22 protein-coding genes, 1 pseudogene and 1 other annotated feature are annotated in these 21,124 nt (G+C 31.4%); of the genes and pseudogenes, 18 read left to right on the forward strand and 5 right to left on the reverse strand.

The window, feature by feature from the left end; all coding sequences use genetic code 11:
* Positions 1-16 precede the first annotated feature (16 nt).
* The 5 genes and pseudogenes from RCG18_RS12445 (at position 17) to RCG18_RS12470 (ending at position 5,702) form a co-directional block, all read left to right on the forward strand.
* Positions 17-2,677 (forward strand): heavy metal translocating P-type ATPase, encoded by a 2,661-nt coding sequence (locus tag RCG18_RS12445; protein WP_308041590.1) that lies wholly within the window; start codon positions 17-19, stop codon positions 2,675-2,677.
* Positions 2,678-2,710: 33 nt separating this feature from the next.
* Positions 2,711-2,926 carry a copper ion binding protein gene (locus tag RCG18_RS12450; protein ID WP_308041591.1) on the forward strand — a complete coding sequence of 72 codons (216 nt, stop codon included), beginning with the start codon at positions 2,711-2,713 and terminating at the stop codon, positions 2,924-2,926.
* A gap of 399 nt (positions 2,927-3,325) precedes the next feature.
* Positions 3,326-4,234 carry a VanW family protein gene (locus RCG18_RS12455; RefSeq protein ID WP_308041592.1) on the forward strand — a complete coding sequence of 303 codons (909 nt, stop codon included), beginning with the start codon at positions 3,326-3,328 and terminating at the stop codon, positions 4,232-4,234.
* On the forward strand, positions 4,204-4,362 hold the full coding sequence (locus RCG18_RS12460) for a hypothetical protein (protein WP_308041593.1): 159 nt from the start codon (positions 4,204-4,206) through the stop codon (positions 4,360-4,362). The genes RCG18_RS12455 and RCG18_RS12460 overlap by 31 nt, the downstream gene beginning before the upstream one ends.
* A gap of 150 nt (positions 4,363-4,512) precedes the next feature.
* A pseudogene (locus RCG18_RS12470) lies at positions 4,513-5,702 on the forward strand (class I SAM-dependent methyltransferase).
* 507 nt (positions 5,703-6,209) lie between these two features.
* Here RCG18_RS12470 and RCG18_RS12475 read toward each other — a convergent pair.
* Both RCG18_RS12475 and RCG18_RS12480 read right to left on the reverse strand, forming a co-directional pair.
* Positions 6,210-8,024 (reverse strand): sulfite exporter TauE/SafE family protein, encoded by a 1,815-nt coding sequence (locus RCG18_RS12475; protein WP_308041595.1) that lies wholly within the window; start codon positions 8,022-8,024, stop codon positions 6,210-6,212.
* A gap of 218 nt (positions 8,025-8,242) precedes the next feature.
* Positions 8,243-8,677, reverse strand: a complete 435-nt coding sequence (locus RCG18_RS12480; RefSeq protein ID WP_308041596.1) for a PH domain-containing protein — start codon at positions 8,675-8,677, stop codon at positions 8,243-8,245.
* Positions 8,678-8,929: 252 nt separating this feature from the next.
* Between RCG18_RS12480 and RCG18_RS12485 the strand changes: the two genes are divergently transcribed.
* The 4 genes from RCG18_RS12485 to RCG18_RS12500 are packed head-to-tail and all read left to right on the forward strand — an operon-like array spanning position 8,930 to position 12,639.
* Positions 8,930-9,910: an efflux RND transporter periplasmic adaptor subunit gene (locus tag RCG18_RS12485; protein WP_308041597.1), complete on the forward strand. Its 981-nt coding sequence runs from the start codon at positions 8,930-8,932 to the stop codon at positions 9,908-9,910.
* A 20-nt stretch (positions 9,911-9,930) separates the two neighbouring features.
* Complete coding sequence (locus tag RCG18_RS12490) at positions 9,931-10,584, forward strand: efflux RND transporter periplasmic adaptor subunit (RefSeq protein WP_308041598.1); 654 nt, start codon at positions 9,931-9,933, stop codon at positions 10,582-10,584.
* A 14-nt stretch (positions 10,585-10,598) separates the two neighbouring features.
* Positions 10,599-12,188 carry a DHA2 family efflux MFS transporter permease subunit gene (locus RCG18_RS12495; RefSeq protein WP_308041599.1) on the forward strand — a complete coding sequence of 530 codons (1,590 nt, stop codon included), beginning with the start codon at positions 10,599-10,601 and terminating at the stop codon, positions 12,186-12,188.
* Positions 12,154-12,639 carry a MarR family winged helix-turn-helix transcriptional regulator gene (locus RCG18_RS12500; protein WP_308041600.1) on the forward strand — a complete coding sequence of 162 codons (486 nt, stop codon included), beginning with the start codon at positions 12,154-12,156 and terminating at the stop codon, positions 12,637-12,639. The genes RCG18_RS12495 and RCG18_RS12500 overlap by 35 nt, the downstream gene beginning before the upstream one ends.
* Positions 12,640-12,677: 38 nt before the next feature.
* Here RCG18_RS12500 and RCG18_RS12505 read toward each other — a convergent pair whose 3' ends face one another.
* Positions 12,678-13,628, reverse strand: a complete 951-nt coding sequence (locus RCG18_RS12505; protein WP_308041601.1) for an EamA family transporter — start codon at positions 13,626-13,628, stop codon at positions 12,678-12,680.
* A gap of 29 nt (positions 13,629-13,657) precedes the next feature.
* Positions 13,658-14,119 (reverse strand): Lrp/AsnC family transcriptional regulator, encoded by a 462-nt coding sequence (locus RCG18_RS12510; protein ID WP_308041602.1) that lies wholly within the window; start codon positions 14,117-14,119, stop codon positions 13,658-13,660.
* A 295-nt stretch (positions 14,120-14,414) separates the two neighbouring features.
* Positions 14,415-14,671: a binding site (T-box leader), on the forward strand.
* A 139-nt stretch (positions 14,672-14,810) separates the two neighbouring features.
* Between RCG18_RS12510 and RCG18_RS12515 the strand changes: the two genes are divergently transcribed.
* The 9 genes from RCG18_RS12515 (at position 14,811) to RCG18_RS12555 (ending at position 20,178) form a co-directional block, all read left to right on the forward strand.
* Positions 14,811-15,617: an amino acid ABC transporter substrate-binding protein gene (locus RCG18_RS12515; RefSeq protein ID WP_308041603.1), complete on the forward strand. Its 807-nt coding sequence runs from the start codon at positions 14,811-14,813 to the stop codon at positions 15,615-15,617.
* An 18-nt stretch (positions 15,618-15,635) separates the two neighbouring features.
* The gene (locus RCG18_RS12520; RefSeq protein WP_308041604.1) at positions 15,636-16,307 is read left to right on the forward strand and encodes an amino acid ABC transporter permease; all 672 of its coding nucleotides are present in this window, start codon (positions 15,636-15,638) and stop codon (positions 16,305-16,307) included.
* Between the two features lie 14 nt (positions 16,308-16,321).
* On the forward strand, positions 16,322-17,059 hold the full coding sequence (locus RCG18_RS12525) for an amino acid ABC transporter ATP-binding protein (RefSeq protein ID WP_308041605.1): 738 nt from the start codon (positions 16,322-16,324) through the stop codon (positions 17,057-17,059).
* Positions 17,060-17,367: 308 nt separating this feature from the next.
* Entirely contained in the window at positions 17,368-17,934 is a 567-nt protein-coding gene (locus tag RCG18_RS12530; RefSeq protein ID WP_308041606.1) for an RNA polymerase sigma factor, read from the forward strand.
* Position 17,935: 1 nt separating this feature from the next.
* The gene (locus RCG18_RS12535; protein ID WP_308041607.1) at positions 17,936-18,394 is read left to right on the forward strand and encodes a zf-HC2 domain-containing protein; all 459 of its coding nucleotides are present in this window, start codon (positions 17,936-17,938) and stop codon (positions 18,392-18,394) included.
* A 40-nt stretch (positions 18,395-18,434) separates the two neighbouring features.
* Positions 18,435-18,770: a hypothetical protein gene (locus RCG18_RS12540; RefSeq protein WP_308041608.1), complete on the forward strand. Its 336-nt coding sequence runs from the start codon at positions 18,435-18,437 to the stop codon at positions 18,768-18,770.
* A gap of 29 nt (positions 18,771-18,799) precedes the next feature.
* Positions 18,800-19,084, forward strand: coding sequence for a DUF2953 domain-containing protein (locus tag RCG18_RS12545; RefSeq protein WP_308041609.1), 285 nt, complete (start codon positions 18,800-18,802; stop codon positions 19,082-19,084).
* An 88-nt stretch (positions 19,085-19,172) separates the two neighbouring features.
* Complete coding sequence (locus RCG18_RS12550; protein ID WP_308041610.1) at positions 19,173-19,583, forward strand: spore germination protein GerW family protein; 411 nt, start codon at positions 19,173-19,175, stop codon at positions 19,581-19,583.
* Between the two features lie 424 nt (positions 19,584-20,007).
* Entirely contained in the window at positions 20,008-20,178 is a 171-nt protein-coding gene (locus RCG18_RS12555) for a hypothetical protein (RefSeq protein WP_308041611.1), read from the forward strand.
* 65 nt (positions 20,179-20,243) lie between these two features.
* On the opposite strand, the gene RCG18_RS12560 is transcribed toward RCG18_RS12555, so the two are convergent.
* The gene (locus RCG18_RS12560; RefSeq protein WP_308041612.1) at positions 20,244-21,074 is read right to left on the reverse strand and encodes a MerR family transcriptional regulator; all 831 of its coding nucleotides are present in this window, start codon (positions 21,072-21,074) and stop codon (positions 20,244-20,246) included.
* Positions 21,075-21,124 lie beyond the last annotated feature (50 nt).

Here is a 21,124-nt window from a genome sequence, read left to right on the forward strand (position 1 = left end):
AAAGGGGGATGAGGTAATGACAAGTAGAACCTTAAAAATAGAAGGCATGACCTGTGTAGCTTGTGCTAAAGCTGTAGAAAGAGTGTCAAAAAAGCTAGATGGTGTTACTGAGGCTAGTGTAAATCTTGCAACAGAAAAGTTAAGTGTTGATTTTGATGAATCAAAGCTTAATGTTCAAGATATACAAGCAGCAATAGAAAAAGCAGGCTATAAAGCTTTAATGGAAGCTACAAATAAAACCCTAAAAATAGAGGGGATGACCTGCGCAGCTTGTGCTAAGGCTGTAGAAAGGGCATCGAAAAAATTAGATGGAGTGTATGAAGCTAATGTGAATTTTGCAACAGAAAAGCTGAATGTAAGCTTTGATACTTCAAAAGTAAGTGTTGCAGACATACGAAAAGCAATAGAGAAAGCAGGATACAAAGCTCAAGCAGAGGCGGTAAACAAAACCTTAAAAATAGAAGGCATGACTTGTGCTGCTTGCTCTAAAGCTGTAGAAAGAGTTACTAAAAAATTAGATGGTGTTTTAGAGGCAAATGTAAACCTTGCTACAGAAAAACTAAATGTAAGTTTTGAACCTTCTAAAGTGAAATTATCAGATATAAAAAAGGCAATTGAAAAGTCAGGCTATAAAGCATTAGAAGAAGAGACCACTGTAGATACAGATAAAGAAAAGAAAGAAAAAGAGATAAAAGCACTATGGAACAGATTTCTAGTGTCTGCTATATTTGCAGTTCCACTGCTTATAATAGCAATGGGACCGATGATTGGTGAGAAATTAGGATACATGCCGCCGCCAGCTATCGACCCTATGATGCATCCTAAAGGATATTCTTTACTGCAATTATTGCTAGTGTTACCTATAATGATTGCAGGTAAAAAGTACTTTACCGTAGGTTTTAGGTCATTATTTAAAAAGAGTCCTAACATGGATTCTCTTATAGCTATAGGTTCATCAGCTGCCTTTATTTATAGTGTTTTTGCAGTATATCAGATTCTTCTAGGTAATTTGAATTACCATTTATATTTTGAGTCAGCAGGTACAATACTTGCTCTTATTACCTTAGGTAAATATCTAGAGTCTGTTGCTAAGGGAAAAACCTCAGAAGCTATAAAGAAGCTTATGGGACTTGCACCAAAGACTGCAACAGTAATTAGAGAAGATAAAGAACTAGAAATACCTATAGATGAAGTTGAAGTTGGAGACATAATTGTAGTAAAACCTGGCGAAAAAATACCTGTAGACGGAGAGGTAACAGAAGGAATTACCGCAGTAGATGAATCCATGCTTACAGGTGAAAGTATACCTGTAGAAAAAAATGTTGGAGACAAAGTCATTGGAGCAAGTATAAATAAAAATGGTTCTATCAGATATAAAGCTACTAGAGTTGGTAAAGATACAGCATTGGCTCAAATTATTAGATTAGTAGAAGATGCTCAAGGATCTAAAGCTCCAATTGCTAAATTAGCAGACGTTATATCAGGATATTTTGTACCGGTAGTAATAGCATTGGCGGCAGTATCTGCAATAGCTTGGTATCTATACGGTGAAACTGGAGTATTTTCACTTACAATATTTATATCGGTATTAGTAATTGCTTGCCCTTGTGCTTTAGGATTAGCAACACCAACTGCTATTATGGTAGGTACCGGGAAAGGTGCTGAGTACGGTGTACTTATAAAAAGTGGTACTGCACTAGAAACAGCACATAGAATTCAAACTATAGTATTTGATAAAACTGGAACTATAACTGAAGGCAAGCCTAAGGTTACAGATATAATTACAACTGAAGGCATAGATGAAAGCTACTTGCTTCAATTGGCAGCTTCAGCAGAAAAGGGATCAGAACATCCATTAGGAGAAGCAATAGTTAAAGAGGCTGAAAATAGGAAGGTTGAACTGAAAAAATTAGAGTTATTTAATGCTATACCAGGACATGGAATAGAAGTTACTATAGATGGCAATAGAATTTTACTTGGAAACAAAAAACTTATGGATGAAAGTAATGTTTCATTAGAAAACTTAGAAGAGAAATCACAGGTCTTAGCTGGAGAAGGCAAAACTCCTATGTATATAGCAGTTGAAGGAAAGCTCATTGGTATAATTGCCGTAGCAGACACAGTTAAGGAACACAGTAAGAGAGCCATAGAGAAACTTCACTCTATGGGAATTGAAGTAGCAATGATAACTGGAGATAACAAGAAAACCGCAGAAGCAATAGCAAAGCAGGTTGGAATAGATAGAATACTTGCAGAGGTTTTACCTCAGGATAAGGCAAAGGAAGTTAAGAAGCTTCAGAGTGAAAGCAAAAAAGTTGCTATGGTTGGAGACGGTATAAATGATGCACCAGCATTAGCACAAGCTGATATAGGTATAGCTATAGGATCTGGTACAGATGTAGCAATGGAATCTGCAGATATAGTTTTAATGAGAAGTGACTTAATGGATGTAGTTACAGCTATAGATTTAAGTAAGAAAACTATAAAAAATATAAAACAAAATCTATTTTGGGCTTTTGGCTATAACACCTTAGGCATCCCAGTAGCTATGGGTATACTATATGCATTCGGAGGACCTCTTTTGAATCCAATGATAGCAGCTTTAGCTATGAGCTTAAGCTCAGTATCAGTTTTGAGTAATGCTTTAAGATTGAAAGGCTTTAAGCCATCAATATAAACAGACATTTGTATAATGAAAGGAGAAATAATTATGAAGAAAAAAATAATAGTTGAAGGCATGAGTTGTGGACACTGCGTTAATCATGTTAAAACAGCCTTAGAAGATATTAATGGAGTAACTAATGTATCCGTTGATTTAGATTCTAAAACAGCTGTAGTTGAAGCTGGCAGTGATATTCAAGATGCTGACATTAAATTTGCTATTGAAGATGCAGGCTATGAAGTAATAAGTATAGAAGAAGCATAGTAAATAGGAGTTTGTAATGAATAGGGTGTCCTAAAAGGTAACTTTTAGGATACTCTTTTCTTATTTAATTATTTGTTTCTTTGAAGGTATAAGTTCTATATACCTTCAGATTCAATATCTCAGTGATGTCGAATCTAGTTACGTTTTTGCTGGGGTAGGGTTAACCTTAAATATTATGTTATTAGAAGTATTTCGCATTTTATCTAAAATTAAAACATTTATGAATTAAATAATATATATTGGTCTTCCACTCTCAACATTATGGGTAGTAATAGCATATTAAGGATGTTGTTACTACCTATGATAATAAAAATGATCTTGAGTAAATTTATTTAAATTACATATAATACTTTAAGACATAATACGAGAACATGTAGAAAGGAATATGATTAACGGATAATGAAAAATAAAAGTATTGTAAGCGTAATTATTGTTTTAATATTAGCCATGGTTCCTGTTTTTAAGCTCACAAATGGAAAGAATAATAATCAAGTACAGATAGATAATGCTTCGAAGGCAAGGTCTATGGAATCAGATAAATTAGAAAATGATAAAAAGAGTACGGTTAAAGAAGAAACTGATAAAAAAGATTTTAGTGATAAAAATGCAGTTAACAAAAATACAAAGGATACTAATAGAAATGAAGTTATTGCCAAAGAACAGGATAGTATTAACATATCTTCTAGTACAGTAACATCAGTTCCATGGGAGAATGATGAGAATTTCAAAAAGGCTCAAGAGAGATATGGAACACATATAATGATGTCTGCATATTGTGCTGTATTAAATGACCCTCTTCCTGGAGAAGAAGAGAATGTACATGTTGGAGCTAAATTATTATGTGGAACCTTGGTTGAGTCAAGTAAAGTGTTTTCACAGAATAAAACTATAGGACCGTACATACAATCAAATGGATATAAGAAAGGGCCTACCTACGAGGGTCCACATTTAACAGAAACCATTGGAGGAGGGGTGTGCAAGATTGCATCCACACTTTATAACGTAGCTATAATGAGCAATTTACCAATTGTCGAAAGACATGCACATTGTATGCCAGTCTCTTATGTACCATATGGACAGGATGCTACGGTTTGCTATGGTAACATGGATTTTAGGTTTAAGAATAATACTAGTTCTTCTATACTTATATGGTCTCAAAGTATAGATAACAAACTCTATATTGGTTTTTATGGTAACAGAAAACCTCCCAAAGTAGAATGGCACCACCAAGTACTAAGTTCAAAAAAGCTTCAAAAGTCTATAAAGCAAATAAATCTTTGTCATCAGATGAAGAAAAACTTGCTGTAGCAGGAATGGACGGTGCAACTATAAGATCATGGATAACAATAGAAAATTCAAATGGAACCGTAGAAACTAAACAATTAGGTGAAAGTAAGTATTTACCATTACCGTATATTTATGAAAGACGGAGCTAATGTATAAATCTACTAATTACAAAGGTCTAATGACAAAGTTGATTATAAATGAGCAGCGATATATTTCTTTTAAAAATAAGATAAATTGAATATAAATTTTTGATTAAGTCAATAATTAATGTTGTATTAATTACAAGGGAAGGTGAAAATATGGAAAAGACTGTTCTACATAGGTTTTGCCAAAAAATTAAGGATTATCCTTTTTCCATTGATTACTGGGATGGATCAAGTGAAAATTATGGTCAAGGTGATCCTGCATTTAAAGTTATATTTAAAGATAAAATTTCTGGAATAAAGATATTAAAAGATCCTTCATTAGCTTTTGGAGAAGCTTATATGGATGGGATTATTGATTTTAAAGGCAATCTTCAGCAAATTGTTGAAACAGCTTACAAAATTAATATTCCTTTTTTGAAAAGAAGAGTTTTGGAAGATTAAAAAAGTTTTTCTACAGTGAAAATAGATCCACTTCTTTAATAAAACAGCGAAAAGATATTGAGCACCATTATGATTTAGGAAACGATTTTTATGAACTGTGGCTGGATGAAACTATGAGCTATTCCTGTGCTTATTTTTGTTCACCAGAGGATTCTCTTTATCAAGCCCAATTACAAAAAATTGATTACATATTAAAAAAGCTGCAGCTTCATCCAGGAGAATCCTTACTAGACATAGGATGTGGATGGGGTTGGTTAATTATTCGTGCTGCACAGCAATATGGAGTAAAAGCTTTAGGTGTAACTTTGAGTGAGGAGCAACATACCAAAACAAAGCAGCGTATTGCAGAACTTGGGTTAGTAGGGCAGGTAGATGTAAAATTAATGGATTATAGAACTCTTGCAGAAAGTCATGGTGGTAAATTTAATAAAGTGGTCAGTGTTGGAATGGTAGAGCACGTGGGAAAAGCAAACTTACCTAAGTATATGCAGACGGTAGATAAACTTCTTACTCCTGGAGGTATATCTGTTTTGCATTGTATTACGGGGCAAATTGAAGGACCTTGCAATCGATGGATTCGTAAATACATCTTTCCAGGGGGATATATCCCTTCAATTCGTGAGCTGATGTGGCTTTTACCTGAAAACGACTTTCACTTACTAGATGCGGAAAGTCTGCGATTACATTATGCAAAGACTTTAGATCATTGGGCAAAAAATTTTGAAAAGAACATAGATCTTGTTCGAGAAAAATATGGTGAACGTTTTATCAAAATGTGGAGATTATACCTAAATTCTTGTGCTGCATCCTTCCGTGCTAGTGATTTAGATATTCACCAAGTTATTTTCTCTAAAGGACTTAATAATAATTTGTCAATGACGAGGCATCATTTGTATCGATAAATTATGATATTATATTTAAGTTCTCAAGAAACCTCCTTGTGTTTTTATGGATTTTGAGAGAAACCATACACAAGGAGGCTTTTATATAAACAGGATTCTTGGCTTCAGGTGGAGTTTTAAACTCCATCTGAAGCTTAGAAGCCGTTATCCAGGGTCGTAGCGCCACTTATCCCCAACTTTAAGAAAAGCAGAGAACCCAAATCTTTGATTTGGTGTGAATCGCTTTCACAGAGTGCAAGCAGAGAACCCAAATGTTAAGCAGGCATCCAAAATCTATGATTTTGAGATGATCGCTTACACAGCGTGCTGATTTGGTGTGAATCGCTTTCACAGAGTGCGTCGGGGTGTTAGTGGCGCTAGACATCGGATAAATAATAAATTAGTTTTTCATAAATTAATAGCGAAAATCTTAAAGGTTATAGTATATATTGCATTATTTATAAAATAAATACTTTTTGTTGAATAAGATAGTTTTAGCAATCATATATGAATTAAGATATCCTAAAGCTACTGAATATATCGCTGTCTGATTTTTTCTAAATCAGCAGTCTTAATATCATCAACTACCTCAACAATGCCAATAACTGAGTTGTTCTTAATAACTCCGTATCCTCCTACTTTATCAAAGTTAATATTTAAATCAACAATAGCTTTTTTGCCATCAAAGGATTTAAAGACATCTCCAGTTGCTGCATCAACTAATTCAAATTTTCCGTTTGGATTATCAAATGAAGTTAGATCAAATGTTAATTTGGTATTTAAACCTTTAGTTACAACAACTATAAGTGGTTCAAACTCATAGCCTACTCCCTTAATTGTAACACTTTGATTTTTGCCAGCAGTAATTGCAGTTTTGATTATGGTTTCAGTTGGAACTTTGCTCAAATCATTGCCATATATACTAGGAGCCTGTGAGGGGCTAGATGAACTACCACTAGGTGGAACAGCACCTCCGCAGCAACCTCCACCTCCAGCAGGAGGTAATGATGGATCAGACTTAGAGGTATCTACAGTATCTAAGTTATCTACTACTTTAACGACACCTCTTATCATACCCATCCAACAACTAAAATTTAGATCTTTGTCTGTTGGGGTAAACTCTATTACATTTTCGCCACTATTTAATTGTTGTTTTATGTTTAAGGATGGCACTACTAGTGCGTTATTACAGGAGGTTATTTGCTTTCCATCTATAATCCATTTAACAGGTACTCCTTTTTTTACATATAGGACATTAGGGGTATAGCCTCTTCCATCTGCAGTCATATTTATTGTTTGAACACCGTCTTTTAAGGTAGCTTTACTAATATTGGCACTAGAGGAACCTACAGCCTGACTATTACCAGGCAAAAGAGAAGCTATAGAAGGAACAAAATTTACTCCTGCTAAAGATAAACCTCTATTACCCATTATAAGTCCTAAGATAATTACAAGAACTCCACTAAATTTCAAAATCTTTTTTGTATACCCTTTGCTTAAAAGACCAGATACTACGCCAAAGACAAGCATCAAGGGAACTGTACCTAGAGCAAATGTAAACATTGAAAAAGCACCTTTAGCAGCACTCCCTGTACCAAGAGCGTATAGCTGCATTGTCTGAAGAGGTCCACAGGGCATTAAACCATTTAAAATGCCCACCATAAAAGGTGTTTTAGGCTTATTTTTTACTGAACAAAAAGACCAAGGAAGCTTTATTTGAAGCTTTCTAAATAGGCCGAAACCTGCCATATTGAATCCCATAATAATCATAAATAAGCCAGCAAAAATCTGAAGAGCAGCCTGAGTCTTTATAGATAATGAAAGTATTGAACCTAGTGCACCTACAACTCCACCGAGAACAGTATATGATATTACTCTTCCAATATTGTATAATAAGGCGGGTTTAATAGCTTGAAACTTACTTCTGCTTTCATTGGATAAACTTTGTGAAAGCATTATGCCACCACACATACCTACACAGTGTATGGAAGTAAGAATTCCTACAATAAAGAGAACAAAATAAGTTGCTCCTTTAAGCATGTTGTTCATGTCAAAGCCGCCTGTAGAATTCCCTATAAGAATAATGGCCAGAGCTACTATTAATATACCTGCAAAACTAAAATTAGAATCTTTTTCAGTACTATAACCAGCAGTTTTTATAGTATTTTTTATTTCTTTTAAACTGCAGATATCTGAATCAAATTCTACTTCTACAAGCTGTTTACTATAGTTGGCTGTAACATTAAAAACACCTACCAGCCCTTTTAGCGATCTTTCAATAGTTTTTTCACATGATGTACAAGTCATATCGTATACTTCTATTTTTACGATTTTAACATTCATAAATTCACCTCACAAGTTTTAGTTACTAGTTAATAATAATCTATGTTTACAATAGTATATAAAAAAGTTGTGTAGAATTTATGAAGAACTCATGGTTTTTTCAAATATATTCCAATAAATGAACGAAGCTTTTGACTAAAAACTCTATATGAAAATCAAAAAACTGCATATAAGCAAATGCCTATATGCAGTTAATTTAATATAAATATTTAATATTCTTATTCACAAGAGTATTCCATTAAAGTACAGTTAATTTTATTGAGTTCAACATTCTGTTTTGGGTAAATACTAAAAACCAACTTCTTTTCAGGAAAGTTTAACAGCTCTCTATCTTTTATATATAGCAGAAAAATCTTGTCAAACACCTGGTTATGGTAAACTACACTTATCTCACCATAGTTAAAAGAAATTGAAAAGTATTTCTCATCTTTAGGAATTAAAATAATTCTCCTATTTGTTACTGCGAAAATACATTCAACCTTACCAATATGTGGAGCATCAATAAAGTAATCAGAAATAGAAGCTTGACTCATGCGGTATATAATTTCTCTTCCGATTGGCAGTCTAATAATTCCCTCTAATCCATAGATAAATTGTTCATTACATCCTTTGTAATTCTCTAAGCTAATACTCTTAATTAAAGAAGAAATCATAATATCAGCTCCCAAAAGGATTTTATATCTAATTTTATTATAGCATTTTCAGAAAATAGTTTCAACAGAATATTCGGAATGTTACTAAATTACTGGAAATTATGAAAAAAACAACTTTAAATTTTAGAAAAAATATATGGAATAATATTCTTGAATGTGAAAAAAAAACATAGTATAATAACAAATGTTAACATACGAACAATATCTGTAGGAATGATATGAATAAAAATAATTCAAATGTGGAGGGTTAAAATGAAAAAAACTTTATTTTGTCTAATCGCAGCAGTATTTTTAAGCGGCTGTGGCTCTACTGTTGGTACAAGCGTAAATAGTAGTGTACAAGCGAATAAAAATACTCAAAAAAGTACTAATAATCAATATTTAATGGGCGGAAAAATTCAGGCAAATGAGGAAGCTAACATAGGTTCCAAAATCCCAGCTAAGGTTGCTGAAGTAACAGTTGATGTAGGCTCTAATGTAAAACAAGGAGATGTTCTTATTAAATTAGATACACAGGATTTACAAGCTCAAGTAGATCAAGCTCAAGCAGCAGTAAATACTGCAAGAGCGAATTTAGCTAACGCTAAAAACAGCACACGTCCTGAACAGCTAGCTTCAGCTCAGGCGAGTTTAGATAGCGCAGCTCAAAGTTATGAGGTTACTAAAAAGAATTATGATCGTACAAAAGCATTAGTTGATTCAGGAGCATTAGCATTACAACAACTAGATTTAGCACAGCAGCAACTTGCAGCTTCAGAAGCAGCATACAAGTCAGCACAAGAACAGGTTAAAATGCTAAATAATGGTCCTACACAGACTTCTATAGATGTTTATCAAGCACAAGTAAATCAGCAAGAAGCTGCGCTAAAGGTAGTTCAGGCATCATTAGCAAATGCTACTATTACAGCTCCTATATCAGGAACAGTAAATGCGAAAAATATCAATGTTGGTGAAATGGCATCTACAAGTGCAACACTTTTATCAATAGTTAATCCTAGTGCTTTATATGTCAATGCATATGCACCTATAGATATTGCAGAAAAGTTAAAAGAAGGACAGGATGTAGTGGTTAAAGTATCTGAAGTACCAGATAAACAATTTGAAGGAAAAGTAGCTATTATAAATTCAAAGTTGAATTCTCAAAGCAGAAACATATTAGTTAAAGTAACTTTATCAGATCCAGATTCACTGCTTAAACCAGGTATGTTTGCAGAAATTGGATTGAAGAAATAAGGAAAGAAGGTGCCTTCAATATGAATGAGAAGCGTAAAAAATTAATTATTGGTATATTATCAGCCATTGTTATTGCATTAGGAAGCATAGTATTTTACTATTGGTATGAAAATACTTATTATGTTTCAACGGATGACGCGAGAGTTAGTGCAGATTTAGTTAATGTAACTCCACAAATTTCAGGAAAACTATTAGAGCTTAATGTGGAAGAGGGAGATGTAGTTACAAAAGATCAGATATTAGCTCGTCAAGAAATGAATAATCTCCCAGATTCAAGTATAGATCAGTCATTAGTAAGATCACCTATTAATGGTATCGTCATTAAGAAGCAAGGTACAATAGGAGAACTTTGGTCACCAGGTCAAAGCTTAGCTACTTTGGTAGACCCAAATAAGTTTTACATAACTGCAGATATAGAGGAAACAAAATTAGGAAAAGTAAGAGTTGGACAGCCTGTTGATATTACTATAGACCAATTCGATTCTCAAAAGTTTACAGGTAAGGTTAGATCTGTAGGAGAAGCTGCAAACTCTGCTTTATCAATTCTTCCAGCATCTACTAGTGGTACATTTACAAAAGTAGTTCAGAGAATACCAGTAAAAATCGAAATTAATAAGTTTAATAATAAAATACTTCCAGGAACGAACGCGGTTGTTAAGATCCACGTTAAATAATGAGGTGATATATAATGGAAGAGAATAAGAGTGATTTACTGGGCAGCTGGTTAGCCTTAGGTGTAGTTATAATAGGTACTTTTATGTCTATACTGGATAGTAGTATAGTTAATATTGCTCTTCCTAAGATGATGGCGGTCTTTGGTATAGCATTAGATGATGCAAAATGGATTTTGACCTCTTATACATTGGCACTTGGTGCGATTATACCTTTAACTGGATATTTGCAAGAAATTTTTGGTGCTAAAAGAATATATGTATTTGCACTAGCAATGTTTACAGCAGGTTCTTTACTATGTGGATTTGCTTGGAGTAATACATCTATGATAGTGTTCCGTGTAATACAAGCTATCGGCGGTGGAATGATAATGCCTGTTGGAATGTCTATAATATATCAAGTATTTCCTAGGGAAAAAATAGGTCTAGCACTTGGATTCTGGGGAATAGCAGCAATGGCAGCACCAGCAACAGGACCGACTTTAGGTGGATATATTATTCAAAAGATGGACTGGAGACTTATCTTTAATGTCAATGTTCCTATAGGTATAGTAGGGGTAATACTAGCTATCATATTGCTAAAGGATGAACCTATGAAACCATTTAAGTCCTTTGATATAATAGGATTCATATCCTCAACAGTTGGTATTGTAAGTGTACTGTATGTTCTTGGAGAAGGCTCCACAATTGATTGGGGAAAGATAGAAAATCCAATTTTAATGACCTTAGGATGTTTAAGTCTTTTATTATTTGTAGTAAACGAACTGATGCATCCAGAACCATTACTGGATTTACGTATTTTCAAATTATTTGATTTTAGTATAAGTCAAATTATAACCTGTGTTTTAAATTTCGCACTAATGGGTGGGGTATATATTTTACCTTTGTTCCTGCAAAGTGTAAGAGGTTATACAGCAATGGAAACAGGATTGATTATGCTGCCTGGTGCAGTGGTAATGGGAATTATGATGCCGATAAGCGGTAGCCTCTTTGATAAATTAGGGGCAAAGACAATAGTTATACCAGGACTTGTAATATTGGCTATAAGTTCATATAAACTTGGGACTGCCATTAATATGAATTCTAGCAAGGAAATGATAATACTTATTAACTGTATAAGATCAGTTGGAATAGGACTAAGCATGATGCCAATTAGTACTCTTGGAATGAATTGCGTGCCAACTCATCTTGTTGGAAAGGCATCGGCTCTTTCAAATACTATAAGGCAAATAGCAGGATCACTTAGTATCACTGTAGTATCTACAATCATGCAAGAAAAAACTAATTATAATTATTTAAAACTAGCAGAACAAATAAATGTGTATAATAACACATCCAATAATACGATAAGCACACTGACAAAAGCATATATGGGCGCAGGGCTGCCTCAGGGAACAGCTAAAGCGATGTCACTGTCTAAGATAGTTCAGATGGTTCAAGGACAAGCAACTATAGATGCTATGGCATATTCTGTTAGCGTTACTGCTTTGATAGTGTTCTTAGCAATAATTTTAACTCTACTTATGAAGAACAAACCAACACCAAAAAAACAAAACAAGGAAGGTGAAAAGGATGGCCCTAAAGAGGGATTCGTCACGGCTGAATGATGAATTAATATCACAACAGGCAGAAGAGATAATTGAAATTGTTAGAAATATTCAAAGGGTCCTTAGATGTAAATTTGAGAAAATAGCAAAACAATATGGCTTTACTGCTCCTCAGCTTGGTGTAATATTTCATTTGTATAAAATGCCATCTATTACACTTAATGAGTTGAGTGAGCATATGATGTTAACTAAAAGCACAGTTTCAGGTATAGTAGACCGTTTAGCTAAACAAGGAGTTGTGGTTAGGGAAATACCTAAGGATAACAGAAGAACTGTAAAGCTATCAATTTCTGAGAATTTTAAAAAAAATAATAATATATGTGATATGAAAAAGTTTTTTATTTCTGATTTAGTATCTAATGGTATAAAAAATATGGAAGTATCAGATATAGAAAAAATGGTATACGGACTAAAGCAGTTTGGTTCATTAATAAAAAATGGTGAATTGTAAATAATGTTCTCAAAATCATAGACGAAAAAGGCCGAGGGTTAAACTTCGGCCTTTTGATCTTCTAAAAACTTAGAGTTTTCCACAGAATTTGAAACAGCTTTTACTTTTGATGTTTGTACTAAAATTACTCCACCTAAAATTGTTATTGTGGCTAAAATTATTTTTATGGATATAACTTCTCCTAGAAAAATAGCGCCTAGCATTACTGCTACCGGTGGATTTACATATGCATATGTGCCAGCTTTTGCAGCAGGCCATTTTTGTAGAATATAAATATAGCAGCTGTAGCCAATCATAGAACCAAACACTACCAGATATAGCAATGCACCTAATCCTTTAGCAGTAAAGTGCATTCTTGAGAATTCTCCTAAAAAAGCTCCAATTATTGATAAGCATATTCCTCCTGAAAGCATTTGTATGGCGATATTCGATATTGTTGATGCAGAAGAAGTAAAGCTTTTAGAATACACTGAACCTGATGCCCAAGACAATGATGATACAATCAGTAGTGACATACCTATTATGTCTACAGAAGTTTTATTCCAATCTGAAAGTACCAAAAAAGATACTCCTATAAAACCAATGAATAGTCCTAACCATCCTTTTCCGTTGAGCTTTGTTTTGGAAGGTAATAAGGATTCTATAATTGCCATAAAAAGGGGCACTGTTGCTACCATTAAAGCTGCTATACCTGAACTAACTCTAGTCTCGGCCCACACAACTCCACCGTTTCCTCCAACTAAAAGGAATATACCTACAATAGAAATTTTAAATACTTCAGATAAATTTTTAGGCATAGATAAGCCTTTTAATGCAGCATATCCAAACATCAAGGTACCTGCAATTATAAACCTAATACCTGCAAAAATTGTTGGTGGTAACTCACCTACGCCAACTCTTATTGCAAGGTAGGTTGAACCCCAAAAAATACAAACTGCAATATATGCTAATATTACTTTTTTATTTTCTTTCTTAATAGTCAATTCCATTTCCATTCCTCCGTTCAATACTTATATATTTACTCTCTGCGTATTCCATTCTCCAATATGGTAGATAAAACGAGAGTTGTTGATGTTTCCTTAATACCTTGTATTTTCCATAAGGTATCAATAAAATTAGAAATATCCATTGGAGTGCTTGCTCTTATTTTTAGCACTATGCACCATTCACCAGCTAATCTGTGGCATTCTTCAATAAATACGTTAGTGACCTTCAATGATAAAATTTGATTTATAGTTTCCTTAAAATCTTCACAACTAATTTTGAGATATAGAAGAGTTTTTATTGGTTCTCCAAGCATCTCCCAATCAACTATAGCTTTATAACCTTTTATAACGCCATCTGCTTCTAATTTATTTACTCTTTGATGGATTGCAGGTCTTGAAATATGGAGTGACTTACTAATCTCTTCATGAGATATCCTCCCGCTATTTTCCAGTGATTTTATAATACTTTTATCAATGTCATCTATCTTATTCATAATATCCCTCCTAATTACTAAGTATAATTTAAAGTCTTTATATGTCAACTATTAGTAATATAAAAGTAGAAAAATATTACTAATAGTATGTTGTTAAAATTTAAAATTAAGAATTTAATAGTTTAATAAATTATAAAAAATCAGTATTAATTACTATTCGTAATTAACTTAACTTTAGATTGAACAATGGTTAAGTTAAAAATTCCAAAAATTGAAAAACAAAAAAGATAAATAATTACTTGATTAAATTTTATTTATGTAGTAATATAATCACATAAAACATAGTGGATTACTAATAAATGCAATGACGAGAAGAGTAAGTTAAAGGAAACTGGCAGAGAGAAGTCTCCATTGGGTGTAAGAGACTTTGAGTTGAAATTAACAGAAGTGCATCTCTGAGCACTGAATTGAAGCTTAGTAGACTTCAGCGGGTACGCCCGTTAAAGCGTTGAGGTATTGTTGTACTAAAAAAGAGTTGTTATGTACTTATGATTACTTATTTGTACATAATAAACAGAGTGGAACCGTGGAAGTTATACTTCTGCCTCTGTAATAGAGGCAGAAGTTTCTTGTTTTTGTAATCCGGATATAAAAAACAAGAATTATAACTTAATAATTTAGCATTTATATAAATTTTTCACTATTAATAGTTTTTAGTAATAGTTTAATAAAATCAATGGAGGTAGTAATTATGATGAAAAATAAAAAAATGAAAACAATAATAGCTTTAGGAATATTAGCAGTTATAGCCTTTACAGGCTGTTCATCAGCAACTTCTAGCCAATCACAAAAGAGTGAACAAGCTAAGGTTATAAAAATAGGTATGTCTGGTGGATATTATCCTTATACCTTTAAAAATAAAGATAACAAAATTGATGGGTTTGAAGTAGATGTTTGGAATGAAATAGGTAAGAGAACAGGATATAAAGCAGAATTTGTAACTTCATCTTTCAGTGGACTATTTGGAATGCTCGATGCTGGAAAAATAGACACTATAGCAAACGAAATAACAATAACAGATAAAAGAAAAGATAAATATTTATTTACTAATGCATATGTATATTCTGGTGCACAAATGGTGGTCAAAAAAGGCAACGATTCAATTAAAACTCTTGAAGACTTAAAAGGCAAAAAAATAGGCGTAAGTTTGGGAAGTAACTATGAACAGATAATAAAGGACTTTGATAAAAATAACGAAATTAAGGTAGTAACCTATGACAATGACGGCGGAATGAGACAAGATGTTGTATTAGGAAGAACTGATGCCATGATGGATGATAAGGTATCAGCACTAGCTGTAGTTCAAGAAAATAAGTTGCCACTTCAATTAGCTGGTAAAGATGTTCAGCCATTAGAAAATGCTTTTCCTTTTGTAAAAAATGATGAGAATAAAGCTGTAGTTGAAAAAGTTAACAAAGCTCTTGCTGACATGAGAGCTGATGGAACTTTAGAGAAGTTATCTAAAAAGTGGGTTAACTTAGATATAACTAAAAAATAATGTTAGGTGGTTATGCTAATGAAACCAGATTTTGATGTAAATTATATGATGCAATCATTTCCAGTGCTGGCTAAGTATATTTATCTAACAGTTAGCTTGGCAGTAATATCAATGATAATTGGATTAATCATAGCTTTAGTATTAGTAGCTATTGGAACTTATAAAATAAAGGTTCTAGATCCTTTATCTAAAATATATATATCATTCTTCAGAGGAACGCCTTTGCTAGTACAACTTTTTCTGTTGTATTATGGTTTACCTCAGATTATACCTGTATTCAAAAGTCTTGATGCTTATACTGCAACTGTAATTGGTTTAAGTATGAATGCTTCAGCTTATATGGTAGAGACACTACGGGGAGCTATAAGCTCTGTAGATAAAGGGCAAATGGAAGCAGCTTTGTCAATAGGAATGTCTCATTGGCAGGGAATGAAAAGAGTAGTACTTCCACAGGCAGCTAGGGTAGCTATACCTTCCTTAGGAAATACTTTTGTAGATTTGTTAAAGAGTTCTTCTTTAGCATTTACCCTTGGAGTGGCAGAAATTTTAGCACAAGCTCAGATGTCTGCAGCAGCCACATATAAGTTTTTTGAAAATTATTTAGCGGTGGCATTAATTTATTGGGGTATTATAATATTTTTTAATTATATTCAGAGGATATTAGAAAATAAAATGAATCATGCATACTGATAGGAAGTGATAAAGTGATAGATATAAAGAATGTGAAAAAGAGCTTTAATAATTTAGAGGTATTAAGGGGTATAAATTTGAGTGTAGAAAAAGGAGAGGTCGTAGTAATTATAGGACCTTCCGGATCAGGCAAATCAACATTTTTGAGGTGTATAAATTATTTAGAGACACCTGATGAGGGAATCATTCAAATTGGAGAAGTCTCTGTCAATGCTTCAGCAGCTAAAAAAGAAGATATAAAGAACTTAAGGAAATCAACTGCTATGGTTTTTCAAAGCTATAATTTATTTAAAAATAAAACAGCACTTGAAAATATAGCAGAGCCTTTAATTATAAATAAGAAAATAAACAAAAATGAAGCAATAGAAAAGGCAGAAGAATTATTAAAGATAGTTGGCTTACATGATAAGAGAAGTAATTATCCATCTACATTATCAGGAGGACAACAACAGAGAGTAGGCATTGCTAGAGCTATGGCTGTAAATCCAGAAGTTATACTATTTGATGAGCCAACTTCTGCATTAGATCCAGAATTAGTAGGAGAAGTGCTAAATGTCATAAGAGATTTAGCTAAAAAGCATATGACTATGATTATAGTCACTCACGAAATGGCTTTTGCAAGAGAGGTAGCAGATAGAGTTATATTTATGGACAAAGGAGATATCATTGAAGAAGGTACTCCACAAGATATTTTTACAAGTCCTAAAGAAGAAAGAACAAAAAAATTCTTAAATCAAATAATAGGCAAATAATAAATAGAAAGCAAGTAATTTTTACAAGAGTAAAATTACTTGTTTTTTATTTATTCTCTAAGTGCTTTATTGAATGTAAACTTTCGGTTTTTTAGCAGTATAGTGCTTAGATTTGTACCATCAACTTAGAAATAGAACAATTTGAAAATTTTTAGTATTATGTTTTTAAATTGTAAATTAAAAAAGTTTAAAAAAATACTTTTTTTAGAAACTTTAACGTAGATCTATGTGTATATATTTATATATACTATCTTATAAATAGTATATAGGGATAATATGATTTTTAATTATAATTGGTGGGGCGGTATATGATAAATGTAGATAAAAATTTAATAGTAAGATGCAAAAAGCATGAGAAAACTGCTCTTACTGAATTGTTTAAGAGGTATGAAAAGTATTTATATAGGATTTGCTATACTTATTCGCAAAACCAGCAGGATGCTTTAGATTTAATCCAAGAAATTTATATAAAAATATTTAATAACATAGATAAATTTAATGAAGATATGCCTTTCCATCCATGGGTGAGGAAATTATCAGTAAATACCTGCTTGAATTTTAGAAGAACTATAAAAAATAATGTTATATCTTTAAACGAAGGATACAATGAAGACAGTAATGTAGAAGATATTATTGCTTCTGATTTTAATGTTGAAAGCGAAATTGAAAGGTTAGATATTAGAAAAATTATAATAGAAAATATTAAAGCTTTACCAGAAAATTATAGATTAATTATAATGTTAAGATATTATGAGGACTTAAGTTATAATGAAATTTCTGAATTATTATCTAAGCCACTTGGTACTGTTAAAACAGAACTTTATAGAGCAAAAGCCATACTGAAAAAACAACTAGAAAACACATGGGAGGTGTAATATGGACTGTAAACTTGATAAGAATTTACTTTATACTTATGCAGATAAAACTATAGATCCTTTGGAAAAGATTTTTGTAGAGGAACATTTAAAGTATTGTGATTCTTGCAAAAAAGATTTAGATATTATTTATCTTATAGATAAAAATTTAAACAACATTCAGGAGGATTTAATTCTACCTGAAAGATTAAGTATGATTTCAAAATTAGTAGTTGAAAATTGCTTAGCGCAAACTGATCAAGAAGATTTTAAATCTAAAGTTGAAAATCTCTATAGTTCCTATAAAGAAATTAATAAAACTATAAAAGATTCTCAAAATCTTTATAAATTGAATCCCTTCAATAAATTTATTTATAAGAGTGTTAATAAGTCTATAGATTATATGAAAAAGCCTGTAAAAAAATATGTTAAGAAGAAAGTAGCTAAAATAAGTCTTTTCAATCTATTTAACGCAGGATAAGTATTTAATTATATAGATATTTTGAAAGGATGTAATTTAAATGGTTATAATGACTATAGTACTAAAAATATTAGCTATATTAATATATATTTTATTAAGCTTATTAATAGCTTTGATATTTATTCCTTTTGAATACAGTTTAAATTCCCAAATTAAAGAAAGTATAAGTTTTGAAGCAAAAGCATTGTGGATGTTTCATTTGCTAAAAGCTAACTTTTTAAAAGAAGAATCTGGATTAAAAATAAACTTTTTTATTGGAAATAGGCGTATTTTTTCTATAGATCCTACAAAAAGTCCAATCGCAATAAAAAAGAAAAAAAACATAATAAAAAATCAAATAAGAATAATAAGAAGTTTTTTAAACAAAATTTCTTAAGTTATGCAATTTCTTATTTTAAAGATATATTGAAAATAATAAAACCTAAAGGGATAGAAATAAAAGGAGAATATGGTTTTTATGATCCTTCTATCACGGGCCTTTTATGTGGCTTTGTTCCAATACTTGAACAGATAATACCTTCTAGTGATATAAAGCTCGAACCGATATTTGATGATGAATTTATAGATATAAAGGCTAATATATGGGGAAAAATAATTTTATTTTCCATAATTTATAGAACTCTTAAATTTATACTAAAAAAAGAAGTTAGAAAAACTTTGTTTAAAAAATCAAAAACTGTTGAAACTTAATTAATACTTTATGTGTATTGATTAATGAAGACAAAATTAAAAATAAGTAATATTAAATAATTGTAATAAATATAGGGAGGAATTAATTATGCAAGCAGGATCATCTATTCCAGAAAATTTAGAGGTGCTATTTACCAAGCTAGAGAAATTCTTAAAAACTGAAACTGTAGTTGGAGAACCTATTGTAATTGGTGAAACAACTTTAGTACCTATTATATCTGTAATGTTTGGATGTGGTACAGGTTCAGGCGGTGGCACTGATGAAAAAGGAACTAATGGTACAGGTTCAGGTCTTGGATTGGGAGCTAGAGTTGTTCCTAATGCAATACTTGTAATTAAAAAAGATGAAGTTACAATGCTTCCTGTAAAGGGTAAGAACAACCTAGGAAATCTTGTAGAAATGGTTCCAGAAATAATATCTAAGATTGATTTAAGCAAGTTTGGTAAGAAAAACTCTGAAAACAGCAATGAAGCTAAAAGTGAAGAGGAAAACAAATAAAATTAAATTTCAATTATGAACCCTATGTTTAAGCATGGGGTTTTGTTGTTTATAAAGCATTATTAATATTTAAGTCATTTAGAGTTTTTAAATCACCATTTCTATATAATGTCAAAGTACAAAATATGGTGATTTTGAAAGCTATAATTCGCAACATTAAGATATGAATATGCAGAATAAAAATAACATATGCCATGCTATAGATTATGCCTTTTTATGTCAAATAATTAATTTGAGTTTTTTATATATGAGTAGTATAATATTACATAAAGTAAAGTTGATTACTACTTAATACATAACTTATAAGAGTAATAATTATTTATCCAAAATATACATTAACATATTAACGGTTTTGGGGTAGGTTATAAATTATTTGAAATGTGGTAAAGACTTCTATTTAAATATTAAAAAAGGAGTATATGATATGGAATTTTTAAAGACTATTATTAATTCATCTGCATTTATGATAATAGGAGGAATTCTTTTCATCTTACTTTCAGGTTATGTGATGATTAATTATAACGATGCCTATTGGGGAAACAAAGATAGTAATGGAAATTATAAGAAAAGTGATAAGGTTACAAATAAAGAATAGCAAAGTTTTATTTGCAATTGAAAAAATAAAAAATGAAGTAGTATATTTATGATTATATAAATATACTACTTCATTTTTTCTACCTGTACAGAAATTTTTGAAAGATATTTATCTGGATTTTTAGTAATTATTTCATCTGATATATTTTCTACATAAATATTACCACAAGCACAAAGATTATTTTTCTTTATAAAGCTATCTAATCTATTAAAAATTTCTATATCATCAGCTAAATAAGTATTATCATATCCTATAACATAAAGACCAGATGGTTTTATGGTTTTTTCTATTAACTCTATATTTTGAGGGACTTTGTAAAAATAATTATAAGTATTAACTTTGTCAGAAAGCGTATTATTATAATCTATATAAATCCCTAAGGGATAACCATACATTAATTTTTTACTTTTACAATAATCTAAAAAACTAAAAAAGTCCTCTTCAATATTGTTAATATCAAATTTCATGTCAGGTCCTAAGATGAGTAGTTCTTCCTTACAATTTTCAAGAAATATTTTGCTGCAATCAATATTAGATATTATAGGAACGTTTTTAGCTCGCTGTTCTATAATATAATTTATTTGATTTAGTCTATTAAGTTCTTCTAATATTTTCTGCTTTTGAGCACTAATTAAATTAATCAGATTATCAGGAGATACGTTTTTAAGATAATTTCGTATTTCCTTTAATGGTATATCTAAACCCTTTAAAGCAATAATTATGCTTACTTCGTCTAATTGACTATAGGAATAATATCTATATCCATTTTCCTTTACAAATATAGGTTTCAATATTTCTACATTATCATAATATATTAAATTTTTTCTGCTTATACCAGATAATTTAGAAAAAGAACTTATAGATAAATATTTCTTTGAACTTATGAACTCATTCATAAACTACACCTTCTATAATTATAAAATGTTTAGAAATAATTTCCCTCTTT

The organism is Clostridium sp. OS1-26 (assembly GCF_030915445.1).
Classification (GTDB): Bacteria; Bacillota; Clostridia; order Clostridiales; family Clostridiaceae; genus Clostridium_AM.